Source organism: Corallococcus sp. bb12-1, from assembly GCF_026626765.1.
Lineage (GTDB): Bacteria > Myxococcota > Myxococcia > Myxococcales > Myxococcaceae > Corallococcus > Corallococcus terminator.
Genome location: NZ_JAPNJZ010000001.1, coordinates 1058176 through 1074782, shown reverse-complemented (window position 1 = coordinate 1074782; position 16607 = coordinate 1058176). Strand labels below are relative to the sequence as shown.

Annotated in this window: 13 protein-coding genes and 1 pseudogene; 3 read left to right on the top strand and 11 right to left on the bottom strand. The window is 70.5% G+C overall.

All coding sequences use genetic code 11. The features are described from left to right. Positions 1–3: 3 nt before the first annotated feature. From OV208_RS04480 to OV208_RS04450, 7 genes and pseudogenes are all read right to left on the bottom strand, one after another. Entirely contained in the window at positions 4–2163 is a 2160-nt protein-coding gene (locus OV208_RS04480) for an ATP-binding protein (RefSeq protein ID WP_267572547.1), read from the bottom strand. Positions 2164–2195: 32 nt separating this feature from the next. Further along, a pseudogene (locus OV208_RS04475) lies at positions 2196–2495 on the bottom strand (aldo/keto reductase); the annotation flags it as partial. A 158-nt stretch (positions 2496–2653) separates the two neighbouring features. After that, positions 2654–3952, bottom strand: a complete 1299-nt coding sequence (locus OV208_RS04470; protein WP_267572546.1) for a phenylacetate--CoA ligase family protein — start codon at positions 3950–3952, stop codon at positions 2654–2656. After that, complete coding sequence (locus OV208_RS04465; RefSeq protein WP_267572545.1) at positions 3949–4512, bottom strand: hypothetical protein; 564 nt, start codon at positions 4510–4512, stop codon at positions 3949–3951. The genes OV208_RS04470 and OV208_RS04465 overlap by 4 nt, the downstream gene beginning before the upstream one ends. After that, on the bottom strand, positions 4512–6191 hold the full coding sequence (locus OV208_RS04460) for a M48 family metalloprotease (protein ID WP_267572544.1): 1680 nt from the start codon (positions 6189–6191) through the stop codon (positions 4512–4514). Before OV208_RS04460 ends, OV208_RS04465 begins: the two co-directional genes overlap by 1 nt. Continuing rightward, positions 6188–7015 (bottom strand): hypothetical protein, encoded by an 828-nt coding sequence (locus OV208_RS04455; protein ID WP_267572543.1) that lies wholly within the window; start codon positions 7013–7015, stop codon positions 6188–6190. The genes OV208_RS04460 and OV208_RS04455 overlap by 4 nt, the downstream gene beginning before the upstream one ends. Beyond that, entirely contained in the window at positions 7012–8547 is a 1536-nt protein-coding gene (locus tag OV208_RS04450) for a MoxR family ATPase (RefSeq protein WP_267572542.1), read from the bottom strand. The genes OV208_RS04455 and OV208_RS04450 overlap by 4 nt, the downstream gene beginning before the upstream one ends. Before the next feature lie 80 nt (positions 8548–8627). Here OV208_RS04450 and OV208_RS04445 point away from each other — a divergent pair, with 80 nt between their 5' ends. Then, positions 8628–9899, top strand: coding sequence for a hypothetical protein (locus OV208_RS04445; RefSeq protein WP_267572541.1), 1272 nt, complete (start codon positions 8628–8630; stop codon positions 9897–9899). Positions 9900–9914: 15 nt separating this feature from the next. Here the strand turns inward: OV208_RS04445 and OV208_RS04440 are convergent, their stop codons facing one another. Beyond that, entirely contained in the window at positions 9915–10544 is a 630-nt protein-coding gene (locus tag OV208_RS04440) for a LuxR C-terminal-related transcriptional regulator (protein WP_267572540.1), read from the bottom strand. 121 nt (positions 10545–10665) lie between these two features. On the opposite strand from OV208_RS04440, the gene OV208_RS04435 reads away from it, so the two are divergent. Then, positions 10666–11853, top strand: coding sequence for a S41 family peptidase (locus tag OV208_RS04435; protein WP_267572539.1), 1188 nt, complete (start codon positions 10666–10668; stop codon positions 11851–11853). A gap of 4 nt (positions 11854–11857) precedes the next feature. Here OV208_RS04435 and OV208_RS04430 read toward each other — a convergent pair whose 3' ends face one another. Further along, on the bottom strand, positions 11858–12934 hold the full coding sequence (locus OV208_RS04430; protein WP_267572815.1) for a dipeptide epimerase: 1077 nt from the start codon (positions 12932–12934) through the stop codon (positions 11858–11860). A 65-nt stretch (positions 12935–12999) separates the two neighbouring features. Next, positions 13000–13509: a hypothetical protein gene (locus OV208_RS04425; RefSeq protein ID WP_267572538.1), complete on the bottom strand. Its 510-nt coding sequence runs from the start codon at positions 13507–13509 to the stop codon at positions 13000–13002. A gap of 349 nt (positions 13510–13858) precedes the next feature. Between OV208_RS04425 and OV208_RS04420 the strand changes: the two genes are divergently transcribed. After that, positions 13859–15889 carry an ATP-binding protein gene (locus OV208_RS04420; protein ID WP_267572537.1) on the top strand — a complete coding sequence of 677 codons (2031 nt, stop codon included), beginning with the start codon at positions 13859–13861 and terminating at the stop codon, positions 15887–15889. A gap of 12 nt (positions 15890–15901) precedes the next feature. Here the strand turns inward: OV208_RS04420 and OV208_RS04415 are convergent, their stop codons facing one another. Next, positions 15902–16597: a suppressor of fused domain protein gene (locus OV208_RS04415; RefSeq protein ID WP_267572536.1), complete on the bottom strand. Its 696-nt coding sequence runs from the start codon at positions 16595–16597 to the stop codon at positions 15902–15904. Between the last annotated feature and the right edge of the window lie 10 nt (positions 16598–16607).

Genomic DNA, 16607 nt, shown 5'->3' with positions numbered 1-16607 from the left:
GAGTCAGGGCGGCGGGGGAATCAGGGCGGGCGGATTCGCTCGCAAGGGCAGCGCCATGGTGAAGACGGACCCCTGCCCCAGTTGGCTCTCCACGCGCACCGTGCCGCCCATGGCCTCCACCAGCGTGCGCGTGATGTAGAGCCCCAGGCCCAGGCCTCCGTAGTGCCGCTCGCTCACCGCGCGCTCGAAGCGGCCGAAGAGCCTTGGCAGTGACTCCGCCGAGATGCCGATGCCCTGGTCCCGCACCGTCAACGTCGCATGCCCGTCCGTCGCCTCCACGCGGATGTCGATGGGGCGCCCCTGGCCGTACTTGATGGCGTTGTCCACCAGGTTCACCACCACCTGCTCCAGGCGCGGCCGGTCCCACCACCCCGTCGTCGTGGTGTCCACGCCCTCCACGCGCAGCTCGGAACCCGAACGCGCGGCGGGGCCCTCGTAGGCGGCCACCACGTCGCGCACCAGCTCCGCCAGGTCCACCGACGCGGGGTCCAGGGACATCCGCCCGGAGGCGATGCGCGACACGTCCAGCAGGTCGTTCACCAGCTCCGCCAGCTTCTTCAACTGCCGCGAGCCCACCTCCAGGTAGTTCTCCACCATCGCGCGCGACACCGGGCCCGGCGTGCGGTCCATCTCCCGCCGCAGCGACTGGAGCTTGAGGTTGAGCGGCGTGAGCGGCGTCTTCAGCTCGTGGCTCGCGATGGACAGGAACTCGTCGCGCAGGCGGACGGCTTCGCGCGCCTCGCGGTACAGCCGCGCGTTCTCCATGGACAGCGCGGCGCGGTTGGCCAGCTCCTGGAGGAAGGGCAGGTCCGCCGCCGTGTAGCTCCGGCCGGACGCACGGCTGGTGGCGAAGCTGATGACGCCGAGCGTGCGCTCGCGGGCCACCAGGGGCACCACCGCGAAGGAGCGCAGCCGCAGGCTCCGCAGCAGCTCCAGCCACTCCGGGGATTCGGTCAACTGCTGGAGGGACGCGTCGGTGGCCTCCTCCACGAAGAAGGCCTGCCCCTTGAGCAGCAGGGCTCCCGCGCCCTTCGCGGGGTAGCAGCACGTCTCCGAAGGCGGCGTCCGCAGCTGCTCCGCGAGCGCCTCTGGCTCCGTCCTCGCGTGCGCCACCTCCATCCGCTTGTAGGTGCCGTCCTCCATCGCCATGTCGACGATGCACCAGTCCGCCAGCGTGGGCACCGCCAGCCGCACCACGTTGTGCAGCGTGGCCTCGTAGTCCAGTGACGTGGCGAGGAAGGAGCTGGCCCCCGCCAGCATCCGCAGGTGCTCCTCGTTGTGGGACAGCTCGCGCGCCAACTGCTCCGCCCTTGCCCGCGCGCGCACGTGGCCCGTCACGTCGAAGCCGAAGCCGGCGATGCCGTCCACCTTCCCCTCGGCGTCATGCGTGGGCGTGTACGTGATGTCGAAGAAGTACTCGCGCACGGAGCCATCCGGTTGCTTCAGCTGGAGCGGCATCTCCTTGCCATGGAAGGGCTCGCCCGTCGTGTAGATGCGGTCCAACAGCCGGGAGATGCGCGCGGCCTCCTCCTTCGGCCCCACGTCCCGCGCGGGCTTGCCCAGCAGGTCCGGGTTGCCCAGCATCGCGGAGTTGAGGGGGTTGGACAGCTCGAAGAGGTGGTCGGGCCCGCGGAAGATGACCAGGTGCGCGGGCGCCTGCATGAAGAGCTCGCGCAGGCGCGCGCGTTCGTACTCGGCGGCGGCGCGGGCCGCGCGCTCGCTCTCCAGCAGGCTGGCGCGCTCCATGTTGGCCCGGCGCAGGCGCGCGTTGAGCAGCGTCACGAACAGGGACAGCGCGAGGAAGAGGCCCAGCGTGATGAGGCTGCCGGTCCGCACCTTCCAGGTGTGGATGGGCGTCAGGAAGAAGTAGTCCACGGCGACCAGCGAGATCCCCGTGGCCAGCAGCCCCGGGCCCCACCCTCCGCGCCAGCCGGAGAACATCACGGCGGCGAAGAAGGCGAGGAAGGGCATCCCCACCGTGAACGACGACAACAGCTCCTGGGCCACGAAGGCCAGCGCCACGCTCACCACCGCGAGCCCGTAGCGCAGCGGCGCGGACCCTTCCTCCTTCGAGACGGCCGGAGGTCCCGGGGGAGTCGGAGTGGGGGGCGCCGCCGGAACAGGGACCGGGACCCGGACTGCGGACGTCGAGGGGACGGACATGGGCGCGGCTCAGCCTACCTGTCGGCGTGGCTTCAGCGGGCTTCCTTGCTTGTGGGAGGGGTGGACTGGGTCAGGCCCTGCATGGAGGCAGGGTAGCGCTCCCCGGCGGCCACGCCGGGCGGAGCGATGGCTTCGATGTCCTTCAGGTCTTGCGGCGTGAGCTTCACCTCCAGGGCCCCCAGGTTGTCGTCCAGGTACTTGCGGCGCTTGGTGCCGGGGATGGGCACCACGTCCTGCCCGCGCGACAGCACCCAGGCGAGCGCCAGCTGCGCGGGCGAGCACTGCTTCTGCCGGGCGAGCCGGTCGATGTGCTCCACCAGCTCCTCGTTGCGTCCCGGGCCATAGGCGTCGGCGGTATCGAAGAAGGTGATGCCCTGTCTGCCCAGCTTCCGAGTCTCCATGGCTTCCATCCTCTCCTAAGAGGTCCCTTCCTGGAGGGTCTTCATGCGCAACGTGGGAGTCCAGGACAAACGACCGTCCGACAGACGGCTCACCCTGGAGCCGGAAGCCCGCTCCGGAAGGGGAGCGGCTTGGCGGACGGTGGGAATGCCTCCGTTCCGCTCACCGCCACCTCGGGCGCGAGCCAACCCAGGTTGCGCAGCGCCGCGGTCAAGCGTTCGCACAGCGCGACCACGCTGTCCTCGGGTGCCCCCGCCAGCTCCAACGTGAAACATTCCCGCGACACCTGCGTGAGCCGGAATGCGCGCAGCGGGTGATGTTTGAACACCCACGCCAGGGCCCACGCATCCACCGCGCGTCCCGTTGGCGTGTGGAACGTGCAGGCCCCCCGGCCACCGAAGCCCGTCAGCGTCCAGCCGTGGAAGCCGCAGGTGCAGGCGTCCCTGCGGACGGTGCCGGTGTCGCCCGGCCGGTAGCGCAACAGCGGCAGCACGCTGGGCCGCAGCCGCGTCACCACCACCTCGTCCCCGTCCGGCTCCAGCCAGACATCCGGCGTGAGCACGTGGAAGCGGCCCGGGTTCGCGTCCTCGCGGCACTCCCACGCGAGCGGCCCCGTCTCCGTGGCGGCGTAGTAGTTGAGGACCGGCACGCCCCGCTCGTGCTCCCACGCGTCGCGCAGCGCTCGCGGCAGGTGCTGCGCGGAGGTGAGCACCAGCCGGGGAGCGGGCACCTCCCGATGGGCCAGCAGCCAGCGCAGCCCTTCCGGGTCGGAGAAGACGACAGCCGCGCGCACCCGCTGCAAGCGCTCCACCGCGTCGTCGCGCAGCACGGAGACGCGGTGCAGGGCGCCGTCGTGGAAGAGGGGCAGCCGCACCGAGTACTCCAGCCCGCCCGGCAGCACGTCCAGCAACACCACGCGCGGACGCGGCGGTGGCACCGTGCCCGTGTGTTCAGTGAAGAAGCGCAGCACGGCCCACATCAACAGGCAGTCGCGTCGGTCCCGCAGCACGTTCACCGGATCGCCCGTGGTGCCGGAGCTCTTCACCACCACGCACTCATCGGAGGCGTCAGGCAGCGTGGGCACGTCCCCCCAGTGACGCGCCAGGGTCGAGCGGTCCAGCGCGGGGAAGTGCCGCAGGTCCTCCAGCCGCTGGAGGTCTCCCGGGTGCAGCCCCGCCTCGCGCAGCACCCGCACGTAATAGGGCGAACCCTGGAGCGCCTGCCGCAGCCATCCCAGGCGCGACTCCAGCTCCGCGCGGGCCACGGCCTCGTCCACCGTGGAGGCACCGCGCCGGAGGCCCGCCGCCACGTCCAGCGCCCACGGCAGGTGGGGCCGCTGCGTCCGTGCATCGCGGCGGATGCGGGCCCGGGGCGCGACTCCCAATGTCACTCGCGCCAGCCCCGGGCCTCGGCGTCCTTCTGCTGGGCCTCCTGGAGCATCTTCGTGCGTCGGTCCGCCTCCTCCTTGCGGGCCTCCTCGATGCGGCGCAGGTCGGTGACGGCCTGCCGGTAGTCCAGCGCCTTCAGGCGCTCCTTCGACTGCTGCTCCGTCTCCCCTTCGATGTCCGCGCCCACCACGGACAACCACCTGCGCAGGAACTCCTCCTGGCGGAAGGCGTTGGAGCGAATCATCTCCGCGGTCAGCGGCAGCACCTCCTCCAGGAACTGTTGCAGGCGCGCCTGCGGCGTGCGGTCCCCGGTGAGGTAGAGCACCGTCTTCTTGCGCAGCTCCGACGACACCAGCACGTGAGCGAGCATGCCCACCTGTTCGCGGAACAAGGGGGTCTTGAGCCGCTTCTCCAGCTTGTCCCACTCGGCCTGGGAGGGCGGCTTCTGGCTGGCCTGGCGGAAGGTGTCGCAGATGATGGCCACCGCCAGGTCGTGCGGATACGGCGAGACGATGGGAGAGGCGGCCAGTTGTTCACGCAGCTTCACGAGCGAGACAGCCATCAGTTCTCCAACAAGGCATCGGCCAACGCCGCGGCGGCCGGCCCGAAGTCAGACATCCATTGCACCGTCGCGAGCCGGAAGCGCGGGTCGCGCAACGTCGGCGCCAGCACCTGCCGGGCGCGCGTCTCTTCCGGGACCGCGAGCAGGGCCACCACCCGGCGCGAGCGCTTCACCGCCCTGCCCAGCCGCTCCTGCGCCTGGGCGTCCTGCATGTTCGAAAGGAAGTCGCTGTCGGAGATGATGACCCGCAGCACGTCCGGACGCTCGTGGGAGAGCTTCTCCATCTCCTCCACCGGAAACCACGTCCCCCCGCCGATGTAGTGCAGCAGGAAGTCGCGCGCTGTCTCCTCGTCGTACATCCACTCGGAGATGCGCGGCTGCCGGTCCGAATAGATGATGCCGCGCACCGTGGCGCCCTTGCGCAGCGCGGACGCCGACAGCACCTGCGCCGCCAGCGTCATCGCGTTGAGCTGATGCTCCGGGTTGGGCATGGAGCCGCTCGTGTCCAGGTACAGCTCCAGTGCGGGCACGCCCAGGTCCGACGGCGGCGGCAGGTCCGCCTCCAGCTCGCGGCGCAGGGGCGCGATGGCGGACAGGTGTCCCTGCGTCACCACCGTGAGCGTCCAGTCGATGGTGGACGGGTCGTCGCCGTACTCCCACGCCTCCGGAATCGTGCGCAGGTACGGCTCCGGCTTCGACGGCGCGGAGGGCAGCTTCAGGATGTGCCGGTCCACCAGCCGCCGGTAGTGCCGTGCCACCAGGGCCCGCCGCAGCCTGCCTTCGCCCCTGCCGGGGAGGTGCTTCGTCACGCGGTCGATGGTGGTGAGCGGATCCGCGTCCTTCGTGTCGTGCGTCGCGTCCAGCCAGCCCTGCTCCCGCGCCTTCTCCAGCGCGTCCTCCCACCGGCCGCCGGACTGCACCGCCGCGTCCAGGTCGCCCTCGTCCGGGCCGGGCACGTCGCCGGCCAGCGGAATGAAGAAGCGCGTCTTGCCGGGCTCGTCGATGAAGCGGATGAACGCGGCGCAGAAGTAGAGGAACTGGAGCCGCGCATCCGGCAGCGCGTAGAACGTCTGCACGAACAGGCGCGCCTGGATGCGGAAGCCCGGGTAGTCCTGCTCCAGTCCGCTCAAGCGATTGGCGGGCACGAGGTCGCCGGGCGTCTTGCTCCACAGCTCCTCGTAGAGGGCCAGGTAGAAGCAGAACAGCGGGGACGTCGCCTCACCCTTGCCCTGTCGGGCGTCGGGCGTGCGCAGGAAGCCCCGGTACACCTCGCACAGCGCCTCCGCGTGGGTGCGCCCCACGAACTCATTCACCTGGAGGTCGTAGAACAGGTTGGTGAGCGACTGGCCCAGGCCGGGCAAGAGCCGCTGCTCCAGCACGCGCAGCTCCGCGTCCCAGCCCAGCGTGTGCGGGAAGCGCACGTGGTGCCCGATTTCGTGCGCCAGCACGGCGGTGAGGCTGTCGCGCGCGCCCATCTTGTCCAACAGCTCGAAGTGGACGAACACCTGCCGGCGCACCAGGTCGATGTACGCGAGCGGCTCGTGCTGCGCTTCATCGCCCGGGAGGAAGGGCTGGTGCGGTTCGGGCGGGCTCAACTGCACGTGCACGTCCCACAGCGCCAGCGCGTCGCGCCAGCACTGCTCCACCTCCTCCGGGGTGAAGGCCGCGCGCCGGGTCATGTCGGCAGGATGACCGCCAGCCACTGGGACGTGTGCATCGTGGCCACCGCGCGCCATTCGTTGCTCAGGGTGCTGTACCAGTCCCCCGCGCGCGGGTCGCGCTGCGCCAGCGAGGTGAGGGACTTCTCGGTCTTGCGCGAGGGCTCCAGCCGTTCGTTGCAGCCCATGGGGCCCAGGAGCATGGGCTTCTTCGAAAGCCACACGCCCTGGGTGGCCGCGTCGCGTCCTCCGGCGGCGGTGGCGCGGTGCCGGTCGTGCACGCACACCACGGCGGGCGCGAGGAAGTGCACTTCGCCCGGCATGAAGCGGCTGTCCTCCTGCGACAGGTCCACCCACAGCGCGGTGGAGGTGTCGCCCAGCGTCTGCGTGGGCGGCTCCATCGCCTCGTTGGCGACGGCGTGCAGGTGGCCCTCGATGTCGTCCAGCGAGCGCAGGGTCGCGCCCATGCGGCAGAACAGGCGCTGCACCCAGGGGGGCGCGGACTCCATGTTCTCGCTCAGGTTCCACATCCGGGCGAGCGCCGGGGCCTGACGCTCTCCGGGCAGCGCCGGCAACAGGCGCGGCACCAGGTCCGACCACGCGAGCGTGAAGAAGTTCTGCCGCCCGGCGGACGCGGGGTAGAGGTAGCCCAGGCCGATGCCCTCGGCGCCCAGGCGCAGGTAGGCGCGGAGGATCTCCTCGCCCTGGGCAGGGTCTCCACCGGCCGCCAGCGCCTGGCCCATGCGCGCCACGGGGCCGCTGAGAAAGCCCTGCCACAGCGCGGGGTCCCAGCGCACGAAGCGGGACCGGGCTTCCTTCTCCAGCGTGTTGACGAATTCGCTCATGGCTGACCGCCCGGGTTTTCCTTCAGCCACGTCGCGTAGTTGCGGTAGCGGCTGTAGAGGGACTTCAAGTGGATGATGTCCTCGTACACCGGGCCGGACAGCTCGTGGCGGGACATCAGCTCGTTCATCAGCACGGTGACGGCGGACAGGCGCTTCTCGGTGGTGCGCAGGTCCACGCCGGACAGGCCCAGGTCCAGCTCCGTGCGCAGTTGGACGACCTTCTGGCGCAGCGGCGCGTGCGTGCCGTAGCGGGCCATGGCCATGTCGAACATGTTGCGGATCCACGCCACGCGGTCCTGGAGCAGCATCTTGTTCCCCTTCGCCTCGAAGAAGGGGCTGCGCGCGTTGGGGGTGAGCTTCTCGTGCAGCACCCAGGGGATGATCTGCCGGAAGTCCTCCAGCTCCACGGAGCGGTGGCCCCGGAAGAACGCGAGCGCCTTCGCGAAGTGCAGGATGGTCTGGTACGCGCGCACGCTGGTGCCGTTCTCCGTCTGCGTGCAGAGGTGCACCTTCTTGTCCAAGGGGCACTGCTCGTTGCACACCGCGGACACCGTCTGGCCGGCGAGCTTCAGCGTGTCCTTGTGCTTGAACTCGAAGCGCGGGGACGCCATGCGGCAGAAGTCCAGCTGTCCCAGGAAGAAGGCCACGCGCTCCAGCGCTCCCTTGGGTACCTCCACGGCGAGGATGGCGTTGTAGGCCTTCTCCAGCTCGCCCGGCGTGAAGACGATGTCCTTGGGCAGCAGCTCTTCGGGGGACTTGTCGGACTCGATGCGCTGGAGCAGCGTGTCCACGAAGCCGGAGTTGAACGGGACGGCGCGCACCACGACGTCGATGCGGTCCTTGAGCGCTTCGATGACCTGGAAGGTGCCGCCGCCCTGGTCGTCGTTGGCGGTGAGGAACCAGGACGAGCGCCCGGTGTAGACGTACTGGTCCATCATCTCCGCGTAGCCCTCGCCCAGGAGCGACAGCAGGGCGGACTGGGTCTTCGTGGGGATGCGGTTGTACTCGTCGATGATCTTCACGCGTTGGCTGATCCACTTGCGCCAGCTCACCTTGACGGCGGACAGGTCCTCCGCCTTGAGCATGTCCGACGGCAGGGGCGCGCCCAGCAGGTCCGCGATGGACAACTGCGGATGTCCGCGCTGGATGCCCCGGTGCACGTCCTCGCGGCCCATGCCGGACAGCAGCGCCATGAGGATGGCGCTGGTCGTTTTCCCTCGGCCCGGCCCGCCCACCAGCAGGGCGCGGCGGCAGGTGAAGAGGGTGAGCAGGGGGATGAGGACGAAGGAGCTGTAGCTCATGTCCTCCGGCAGGTGCAGCTCATCCCCGGCGGCGTTCTTCAGCGCGGCGGTGCCGCCGAACTCGATGTCGTAGTAGGGGCAGATGACGGCGTTGTTGGTGATCCACCAATACGCCTGCCGCATCTTGTCGTGGAGGCTGCCGCCGTCGCGCTCGGAGAGGTGGACGCTGAGGCCCTTGTCCGCCGACGCGCGTCCGGTGAGCAGGCGCGAAACCCAATCCTGGTTGGCCATGGAGGAGGCGGACTCTAGCCCGTGCGCGAGGGGGTGGGGGAGTGGATGGTGGTTGCCCGCTCCTCCAGTAGGCTGGGGCGATGAAGGCGCTCTGGCGTTCCCTGTCCCTGTCACTCCTCGCGGTGCAGTTGTCCTGCGCGTCCCTGCCGTTCAGCGCGGAGCGGCGCACCGAGGCGCGAATCCATCAGGTCGTGGACCAGATCTGGAGGGATGACCTGTCAGGTGCGCAGGAGGCGATCGCCGACGTGCTGGAGGATGCCCCCGGCAACCCGGCGGCCCTGGTGGTCCAGGCGTGCCTGTTCCTGGAGCAGGGGAACCTGGACGCCGCGACCCGGACGGTGGCGCGACTGGACGCGGTGGCCCCGAGGCAACCGGAGACGCACATCCTCCAGGAGCTCCTCGAAGAGCGTCGCCGAACGCCGGTGCCCGGGTGGAGCGAGTCGATGCGGCGGGCGTGGGTGGACGCGGGGGCGCCAGACCTGGAGAAGGAGGGGCTGACGACGAACCTCACCCTGCGGACGGTGCCCGTCTCCCCCACGGTCTGGGAGAACACGCGGTCCGCGGAGGATCGCCTCGTCGCCATGCTGGCGGACGACGGCACCGAGGACCAGGAGCGATGGCTCGCCGACCACCTCTCGGAGTTGCAGGACCCCAGGCTGATGCTCTCCGCCCTGCAATACTTCCTGCCCCGCGAAGATCGGCCGTGGGAGGCCCGTGCCCGGGCGCGACAGGGGCTGCGAAAGCGGCTGGCACCGCTCGCCGCCGTCGAAGCGCGTGAATCCGAGCTGCCGTTGATGTTGCTGTTGGCGGACACCTCCCAGGAAGCACCGCTCACGCGGGAGGAGATGGCGGCGCTGGAGCGCCTTGCGTCCCTGCCGCTGTACACCGGCACGTCGATGGCCCAGTTGTACGCGGACGCGGAGCGACGGTTGAGGGCTTCGGGGGTCACCCACCCCGGCACCGGCCCTTTCATGGCCGCCGTGATGTCGATTCACACGGTCCCGCCATTCTGGCTCCTCAAGCGGGTTGACGTGACGAAGGACCGGCTCTCCGCCGAGGAGCGGATGCGGCTGGGCCGGACGGTGTGGACGCTGGGCGGACGCGTCGCCTCCGGGCCCACGCTGCTGGAGCACCAGACGGGGTTCCGGCTCATGGAGCAGGGGGCCGAGCTGATGGGGGACGAGGCGCAGCGCGCCCTGGCGGCTTCGGAGTTCCGGCAGGGGGAGGCGATCCGTTCCGCCTCCAACCAGATCCTGATCACCCGGTGGCCGCTGCCGTCCCTCTTTCGTGACTGGATGAACGAGAGCGTGGCCCATGAGTGGGAGCACCTGGGTAAACTCATCGAACCCTGATGCGCGGTTTTCACGTCAGAGCGTCACGAGCCCCAGCCGCGCGGCGCGCACCACGGCCTCCGTGCGCCGCTGCACGCCCAGCTTGGCCAGCACCGCGTTCACGTGGAACTTGGCCGTGTGCTCGCTGATGGCGAGCCGGTCCGCGATGGCCTTGTTCGACAGGCCCTCCGCCAGCAGGCCCAGCACCTCGCGCTCGCGCGGCGTCAGCGTGTCCTGTGCCGGTGCTCCCGTCGGGGCGGTGTTTCGCGGCGCGGCGCGAACCTGCGACAGCCCGGGTTCGAACACCGTGAGCCCGCGCGCCACGGCGTGCAGCGCGGCCACGAGCATCTCCGGTGCCACGTCGCGGAACAGCAGCCCGCGTGCCCCCGCGCCCAGCGCCAGCTCTCCTGCTGCTTCGTCCGCCACCAGGGCCAGCACCGGCGCGCCCAGGTCCGGCGCCGCGCCCTCCGTCAGCCGCAGGCCCGTGTCCCAGAGCACCACGTCGGGCGGTCCGCTCCGCGCCGTCTCCAGCTCCACCTGCGTGCCGGAGGCCACCACCGTCCAACCCTCTCCCTGGTCGCTCAAGGCCCGTGCGAGCGCACCCCGGGCCAGGGGGTCCTCCGAGACGAGGGCGAGCCGCTGCGATGAAGGGGGCGCATCCAACATGGGCCCCTCATCCCTAACCGCCCCCGCCGCGTTCGCCACTCCACCCGGTACCTGAAACCCGTGGCTTCCCTCGGGGCGACAGGCCTGTGAAGAATCGTGAAGTCCCCACGGGAGGTGTCACATGACGGTCCAGACGGCGCGGTGGCTGGCTTTGGCGGGGCTGCTGGCGTCGGCCAGCGTCCACGCGGCTCCAGGGCCCTACGCGAAGCTGGGCGATGAAGTCGTCACCCTCGTGCGCACGCGCTTCCACGACGCGACGAAGGGCGCCGCGTGGGCGGACGCGCACCAGGGCTATGCCGCCGACGTGAAGGACGCGGAGGACTTCGCCCGGCGCACGAACGCGGCGCTCGCGGAGCTGAAGGTCTCCCACACGACCTACTACCCGAAGCAGTCCCCGGGCCACGCGGCCGTGTCCTCCCTCTTCCAGGGCTTCCTGAAGCCGAAGAAGGTGGAGGCCACCGGCATCGGCGTGGACATGATGGAGACCCCGGACGGCTTCTTCGTCCGCCACGTCTTCGTGGAAGGTCCCGGCGCGAAGGCGGGCCTCTTGCGCGGTGACCGGCTGCTCACCGTGGAGGGCCAGCCCTTCCATCCCTGGCGCGCCTTCGCGAACCGCACCGGCAAGGCCACGCGGTTCACCGTGGAGCGCACGAAGGGCGCGGAGCCCCTGTCGCTCACCGTCACGCCTCGGAGCATGGACCCGCGCAAGGAGTGGCTCGCGTACCAGAGGGCCAGCTCGCGCGTCGTCGAACACCAGGGGCGCCGGGTCGCGTACCAGCACCTCTACTCGTGCGCGGGCGAGGACCACCAGCAGTTGCTGGAAGAGACACTTCAGGACGCCTTCGCGGACGCGGAGGCCCTGGTCATCGACTTCCGCGACGGCTGGGGCGGATGCAGCCCGGCCTTCGTGAACCTCTTCAACCCCCAGGTGCCCACGATGGTGAGCACCGGCCGCGACGGCAAGACGCAGACCCTGGCGATGGCCTGGCACAAACCGGTGGTGCTGCTCGTCAACGGCAATTCGCGCAGCGGCAAGGAGCTGGTGGCCTTCGCGATGAAGCGCCACCGGCTGGCGACGCTCGTGGGGCAGCGCACCGCGGGAGCGGTGATGGCGGGCGGACCGCAGAAGCTGTCCAACGGTGACCTGCTCTACCTCGCGGTGATGGATGGGACGGTGGACGGCGAGCGCCTGGAAGGCGTGGGCGTGCCGGTGGACGTGGAAGTACCAGACGCGCTGCCGTACGCGGTGGGCGTGGATCCGCAGAAGGCGCGGGCGCTCGACGTGGCCGCGTCGTTGGTGAAGGGCTGACGCTTCAGCGCAGCGTGACGCCGTGGCCGGGTGCGTCCGCGTCCAACGTCAGCCGCGAGCCCGCGTAGTGCGCGCCGCCCTGGAACGGGTGGCTCGCGATGAACAGCGGCGTGTCCAGGTCCGCGTAGGTGAAGCCGCCCAGGCCCGCCGCCAGGTGCGCGGACGCGCTCATCGCGAGCACGCTCTCCACCATGCCGCCCACCATCAACTCCAGCCCCGCCGCGCGCGCGAGGCTCCACATCGTCAGCGCCTCCACCATCCCGCACTTCATCGTCTTGATGTTGATGGCGTGACAGGCGCCCTCGCGGATGAGCCGGAGCACGTCCTTCGCGGACCGCGCGGATTCATCCGCGCACACCGGCACCTTCGAGCGGCGCGTCACCTCCGCGAGCCCCGCGAAGTCGGCGGCGGGCACGGGCTGTTCGAACAGCGACAGCGGCACGTCCGCCCGCTCCAGTTCCTTCAGGAAGGCCAGCGCCTCCGCCACGTCGTAGCCCCCGTTCGCGTCCGCGAAGAGCCGCGCCTTCGGGGCCTCCTGGTGGATGGCCACGAGCCGCGCCGCGTCCGCGTCCGGATCCAACGCCCCGACCTTCACCTTCAGCGTGTCGATGCCCCGCCCGAGGATGGCCCGCGTGGAGGCCACCGCGTGCGCCACGTCCCCGGCCGTGACGGTCATGTCGATGTCCAGCGCGGTGCCCGCCCCGCCGAAGAATGCGTGCAGCGGGATGCGGTGGTGCCGCGCCAGCGCGTCCAGGAGCGCCATCTCCACGCCACACCGCGCGGACGGGGCGAGCGCGAGCGCATCCGCCAGCGCCTCCGACGTGGGCCGCCAGGCCTGGACGTCGCGGCCCAGGAGCAGCCCCCGCACCGACTCCAGCGCGGACAGGGTGCTCCCTTGCGTCTCCCCGCTCACGGCGGTGAAGGGCGCCGCCTCGCCCAGGCCCACGGTGCCGTCCGCGAGCGTGACGCGCACGAGCGCGTTCTCCGCCGCGTGCTGCGCGCCCGTCGCGATGGCGAAGGGCTCCGTGAGGGGCAGGTGCAGCGCTTCGAAGGAAACCTGCGTGACGTGGGTGGGGCGCATGGGCGGGGCCGAGTGTGGCCGACGTCCCCGGCCCATGGGGAGCACTTCCTTGCGCGACGTGCCCGCTACAGGCGGGTGAACGTGAGGGACGCGGACCCCGCCAGCCGCGTCAGCCCCTGGGGCCACAGGCACGCCAGCAGGTCCGTGTTGAGGAAGCGGTTGACGAGCAGCACCTGGTCCCCTTGGAAACGACCGTGGGTCACCTTTCCCACGGAGGTGAAGACCTGGATGTTGCCCACCACGTTCGCGCTCACGCCCTGGAAGGTGAACGTCGACGAGGAGCCATCACTCCACTCGATGGTGGCCTGCGAAGGCCCGATGTTCACGGCACAGCTGTTGTTGAAGCTGGCGGTCACATCGAGGGTGCCGAAGGTGATGGCGGAAACGCTCGTGGTGCAGTGGGTGTAGTCGGAAGCATTGGTGTGGGTGACCACCCGTGGAAGCACCTTGAGACCGGGCGTCCAGGTCTGCTGGATGGCGCCATCGCACTGCACATCCACCAGGGCCTGGGCGGGTGCCGCATGGAGGAGCAGCAGGGCGAAGAGGGCAATGGAACACGAAGCGAACCGGGGCATGGGGGGACCTCGTGGGGGAAGGGGCGGGCAACGGGCCCATGGCCATGGTGCGGATGCCTCGTCCCGCGGCCCATCGCCTCCCGGGGTCAACCACACGTCGCCTTACGACATTGTCAGTTAAAGGAAGTCTTACCGCTTTGTCCTTCCTCCCAATTCCGCCTGTTTGCTCTCCGATTACCTGAAATTCCAGAGTGATGTGAAAGACGCGTACGGGGGGACCCTGACTTGAGCCGCCGTGCGATTCGTGGCGACATGCGGGTCCCCGGGAGATGGGTAGGGCCGGGGCCGCTCAGGGGAATCCTGTCGGGGGGCGGCTCCCCAACCCCACTGGATGCACCGGAGGAGGCGGATGTCCGCGACCGACACGTTCGTGCCCCTTCCGCTCGCGGATGCGCTCCTCGTCGCGCTCGAGGAGGCCGAGCGTGAGCACCCGGAGGCGTGCATGCTGCTGCGCGCCGTGCGCTCCGACAGCGGGGCCATCATCGACTTCGAATGGTTGTGGGCGAACCCCGCCGCCGCGCGCGCGCTGGGCCACGGTCCGGAGTTCCTGCGGGGCCGGCGCCTGGGCGAGGTGTCCACGCCGGAGGGGCTGGCGGGACGCTTGGACGTCCTGCGGCAGGTGGTGGAGTCCGGCCGAGCGCGCGCGGACAACTTCGCCGAAGGGGAGGCCTGGCTGCAGAGCACCGCCGTGCGCCTGCGCGACGGGGTGCTGGTGCGCCTGCGCGACGTCACCAGCGCCCAGCGGATGGAGGAGGGGCTGCGCGACACGCTGGACTGGGTGCGCGACGTGCTGGAGAGCATGCCGGACGCCTTCTTCACCGTGGATACCGACTGGCGCATCACCTACGTCAACCGCAACGCCGCGGCGCTCACCGGCCACACCCAGGAGACCCTCTTCCGCCGCGTGCTGTGGGAGGCCTGCCCGGAGATGTGCGGCACGCCCATGGAGCGCGCGCTGCGCGAGGTGGCCACCGAGGAGGGCTACCGCCTCTTCGAGCTGCGCACCGGCAAGGACCGCTGGCATGAGGTGCACACCTGGTCGAGCGGCCGCAACATCTCCACCTATGCGCGCGACGTCACGGACAAGAAGCGCGTCCAGGCGGAGCGCGACGCGCTGCTCGCCCGTGAGCACTCCGGCCGCCTGGAGGCGGAGGCCCTGGCCCAGCGCCGCACGCATGAGCTGATGGCCGCCCGCGAGCGGCTGGTGCAGTCGGAGAAGCTGGCCATGGCGGGCCAGCTCGCCGCGGGCGTGGGCCACGAAATCAACAACCCGCTGTCCTACGTCGCCGGCAACCTCCAGTTCGCCGTGGAGCAGCTCACGCCGCTGGCCCGCCGCGCCAACGCCGGGGCCGCGGTGCAGGCGGCGCTGGGCGAAGCGCTGGAGGCCCTGCGCGAAGCGCGCGAGGGCGCCGAGCGCATCCGCGTCATCGTGCGCGACCTTCAGACCTTCGCCCGCGCGGACGAACTGCGCCTGTCGCCGGTGGATGTGCACTCGGCGGTGGAGTTCGGCATCTCCATGGCGATGACGCACCTGCGAAGCCGCGCCCGGGTGGAGCGCTCCTTCGGGCAGGTGCCCCACGCGCTGGCCCACGAGGCGCGCCTGGGCCAGGTGTTCCTGCACCTGCTCATCAACGCCGCGCACGCCATCCCCGTGGGCGACTTCGAGCGCCACCGGGTGACGCTCACCACCCGCCGCGAGGGCGCCTGGGTGCTGGTGGAGGTGTCCGACACCGGCCTGGGCATGACGCCGGAGGTGCTCCAGCGCGCCTTCGAGCCGTTCTTCACCACGCGCCCCGTGGGAGAAGGCACCGGCCTGGGCCTGTCCATCTGCCTGGGCCTCGTGCGCAGCATGCACGGGGAGCTCACCGCCACCAGCATCCCCGGCCTGGGCAGCACCTTCCAGGTGCGGCTGCCCGTCTCGGAGGCCGTCACGCACCCCGGCGTCCCCGCGGTGCGGATGGCCGAAGGGCCCCAGCGCAAGCGCGTGCTGGTGGTGGACGACGAACCGCAGCTCACCGCGGTGCTCAAGCGCATGCTGGGCCGGCAGCACGACGTGGTGGTGGCGCACAGCGGCCGCGAGGCGCTGGCGCTGCTGGAGCAGGACGACGCCTTCGACCGCGTCTTCTGCGACCTGATGATGGCGGACCTGACCGGGATGGACGTGCACGCGGAGCTGTCGCGGCGCCGGCCGGAGCTGCTCTCGCGCTTCGTGTTCATGACGGGCGGCAGCTTCACCGAGCGCGCCCGGACGTTCCTCCAGGCCGTGCCCCTGCCGCGCATCGAAAAGCCCTTCGAGCCGGGCCTCCTGCTGGCGCTGGTGGACGCCTCACCACCGCGCCCGGGGGCCGTCGTCCGGCTCCCCGCGCGCGAAGGTTCGTGACCGCGGGGACGGCTACAGCTTCAGCTCCTCCCGCTCCGGCCGGGTGATGTACGCGGTGCTCGGGTTCGCCGGGTCCGCCAGCTTCTGCAGCAGCTTGTCCATGCCGTTGGAGCGCGAGAAGGCCATCTCGTTCTTCGTCACGCCCACGAGCGTGAGCAGCTCCACCTGGCCGCTGGGCAGGGTGAAGTGGCTGGGGCGCATGGCGTCCTTCACGAACACGAAGCCCGCGAGCTTCGTCTCGCCGCCGGTGAGGGTGCCGTCCACCGGGTAGCGGTGCCCCATGGCGAACAGCCGGGCGCACACGAGGTTGTAGGCCATCATGTCCATGAGGCGCAGCACGGGCCAGCGCTCCTCCTCGGGCGTGTGGATGACCATCTCGTAGCCCAGGCCACTGCGCGCGTCGTCCGCCAGCTCCTCGCCGGGCGATACCGTGAAGGGGTTGGACAGGCCGCTCGTGACGTAGGTCCAGTACGGGTGCTCGGGGCTGGGCGGCGCCACGCGCACGCCCATGGGAAGCCAGTTCGGATCCAACGCCTGACCCTGCGCCAGCTCGCTCTCCAGCCATCCCTCCAGCACGCCGGTGCCTTCCAGGAGGTCTACTTCCTCGCGGATGGCGCCGAACAGCTTCGGGTACTCCACCTCGTCACGGTCGGCCCAGCAGTCTTCGTACCACTGGATGAAGTCTTCGTCGGTCTCCGGGACTTTCATGGGGCGGACT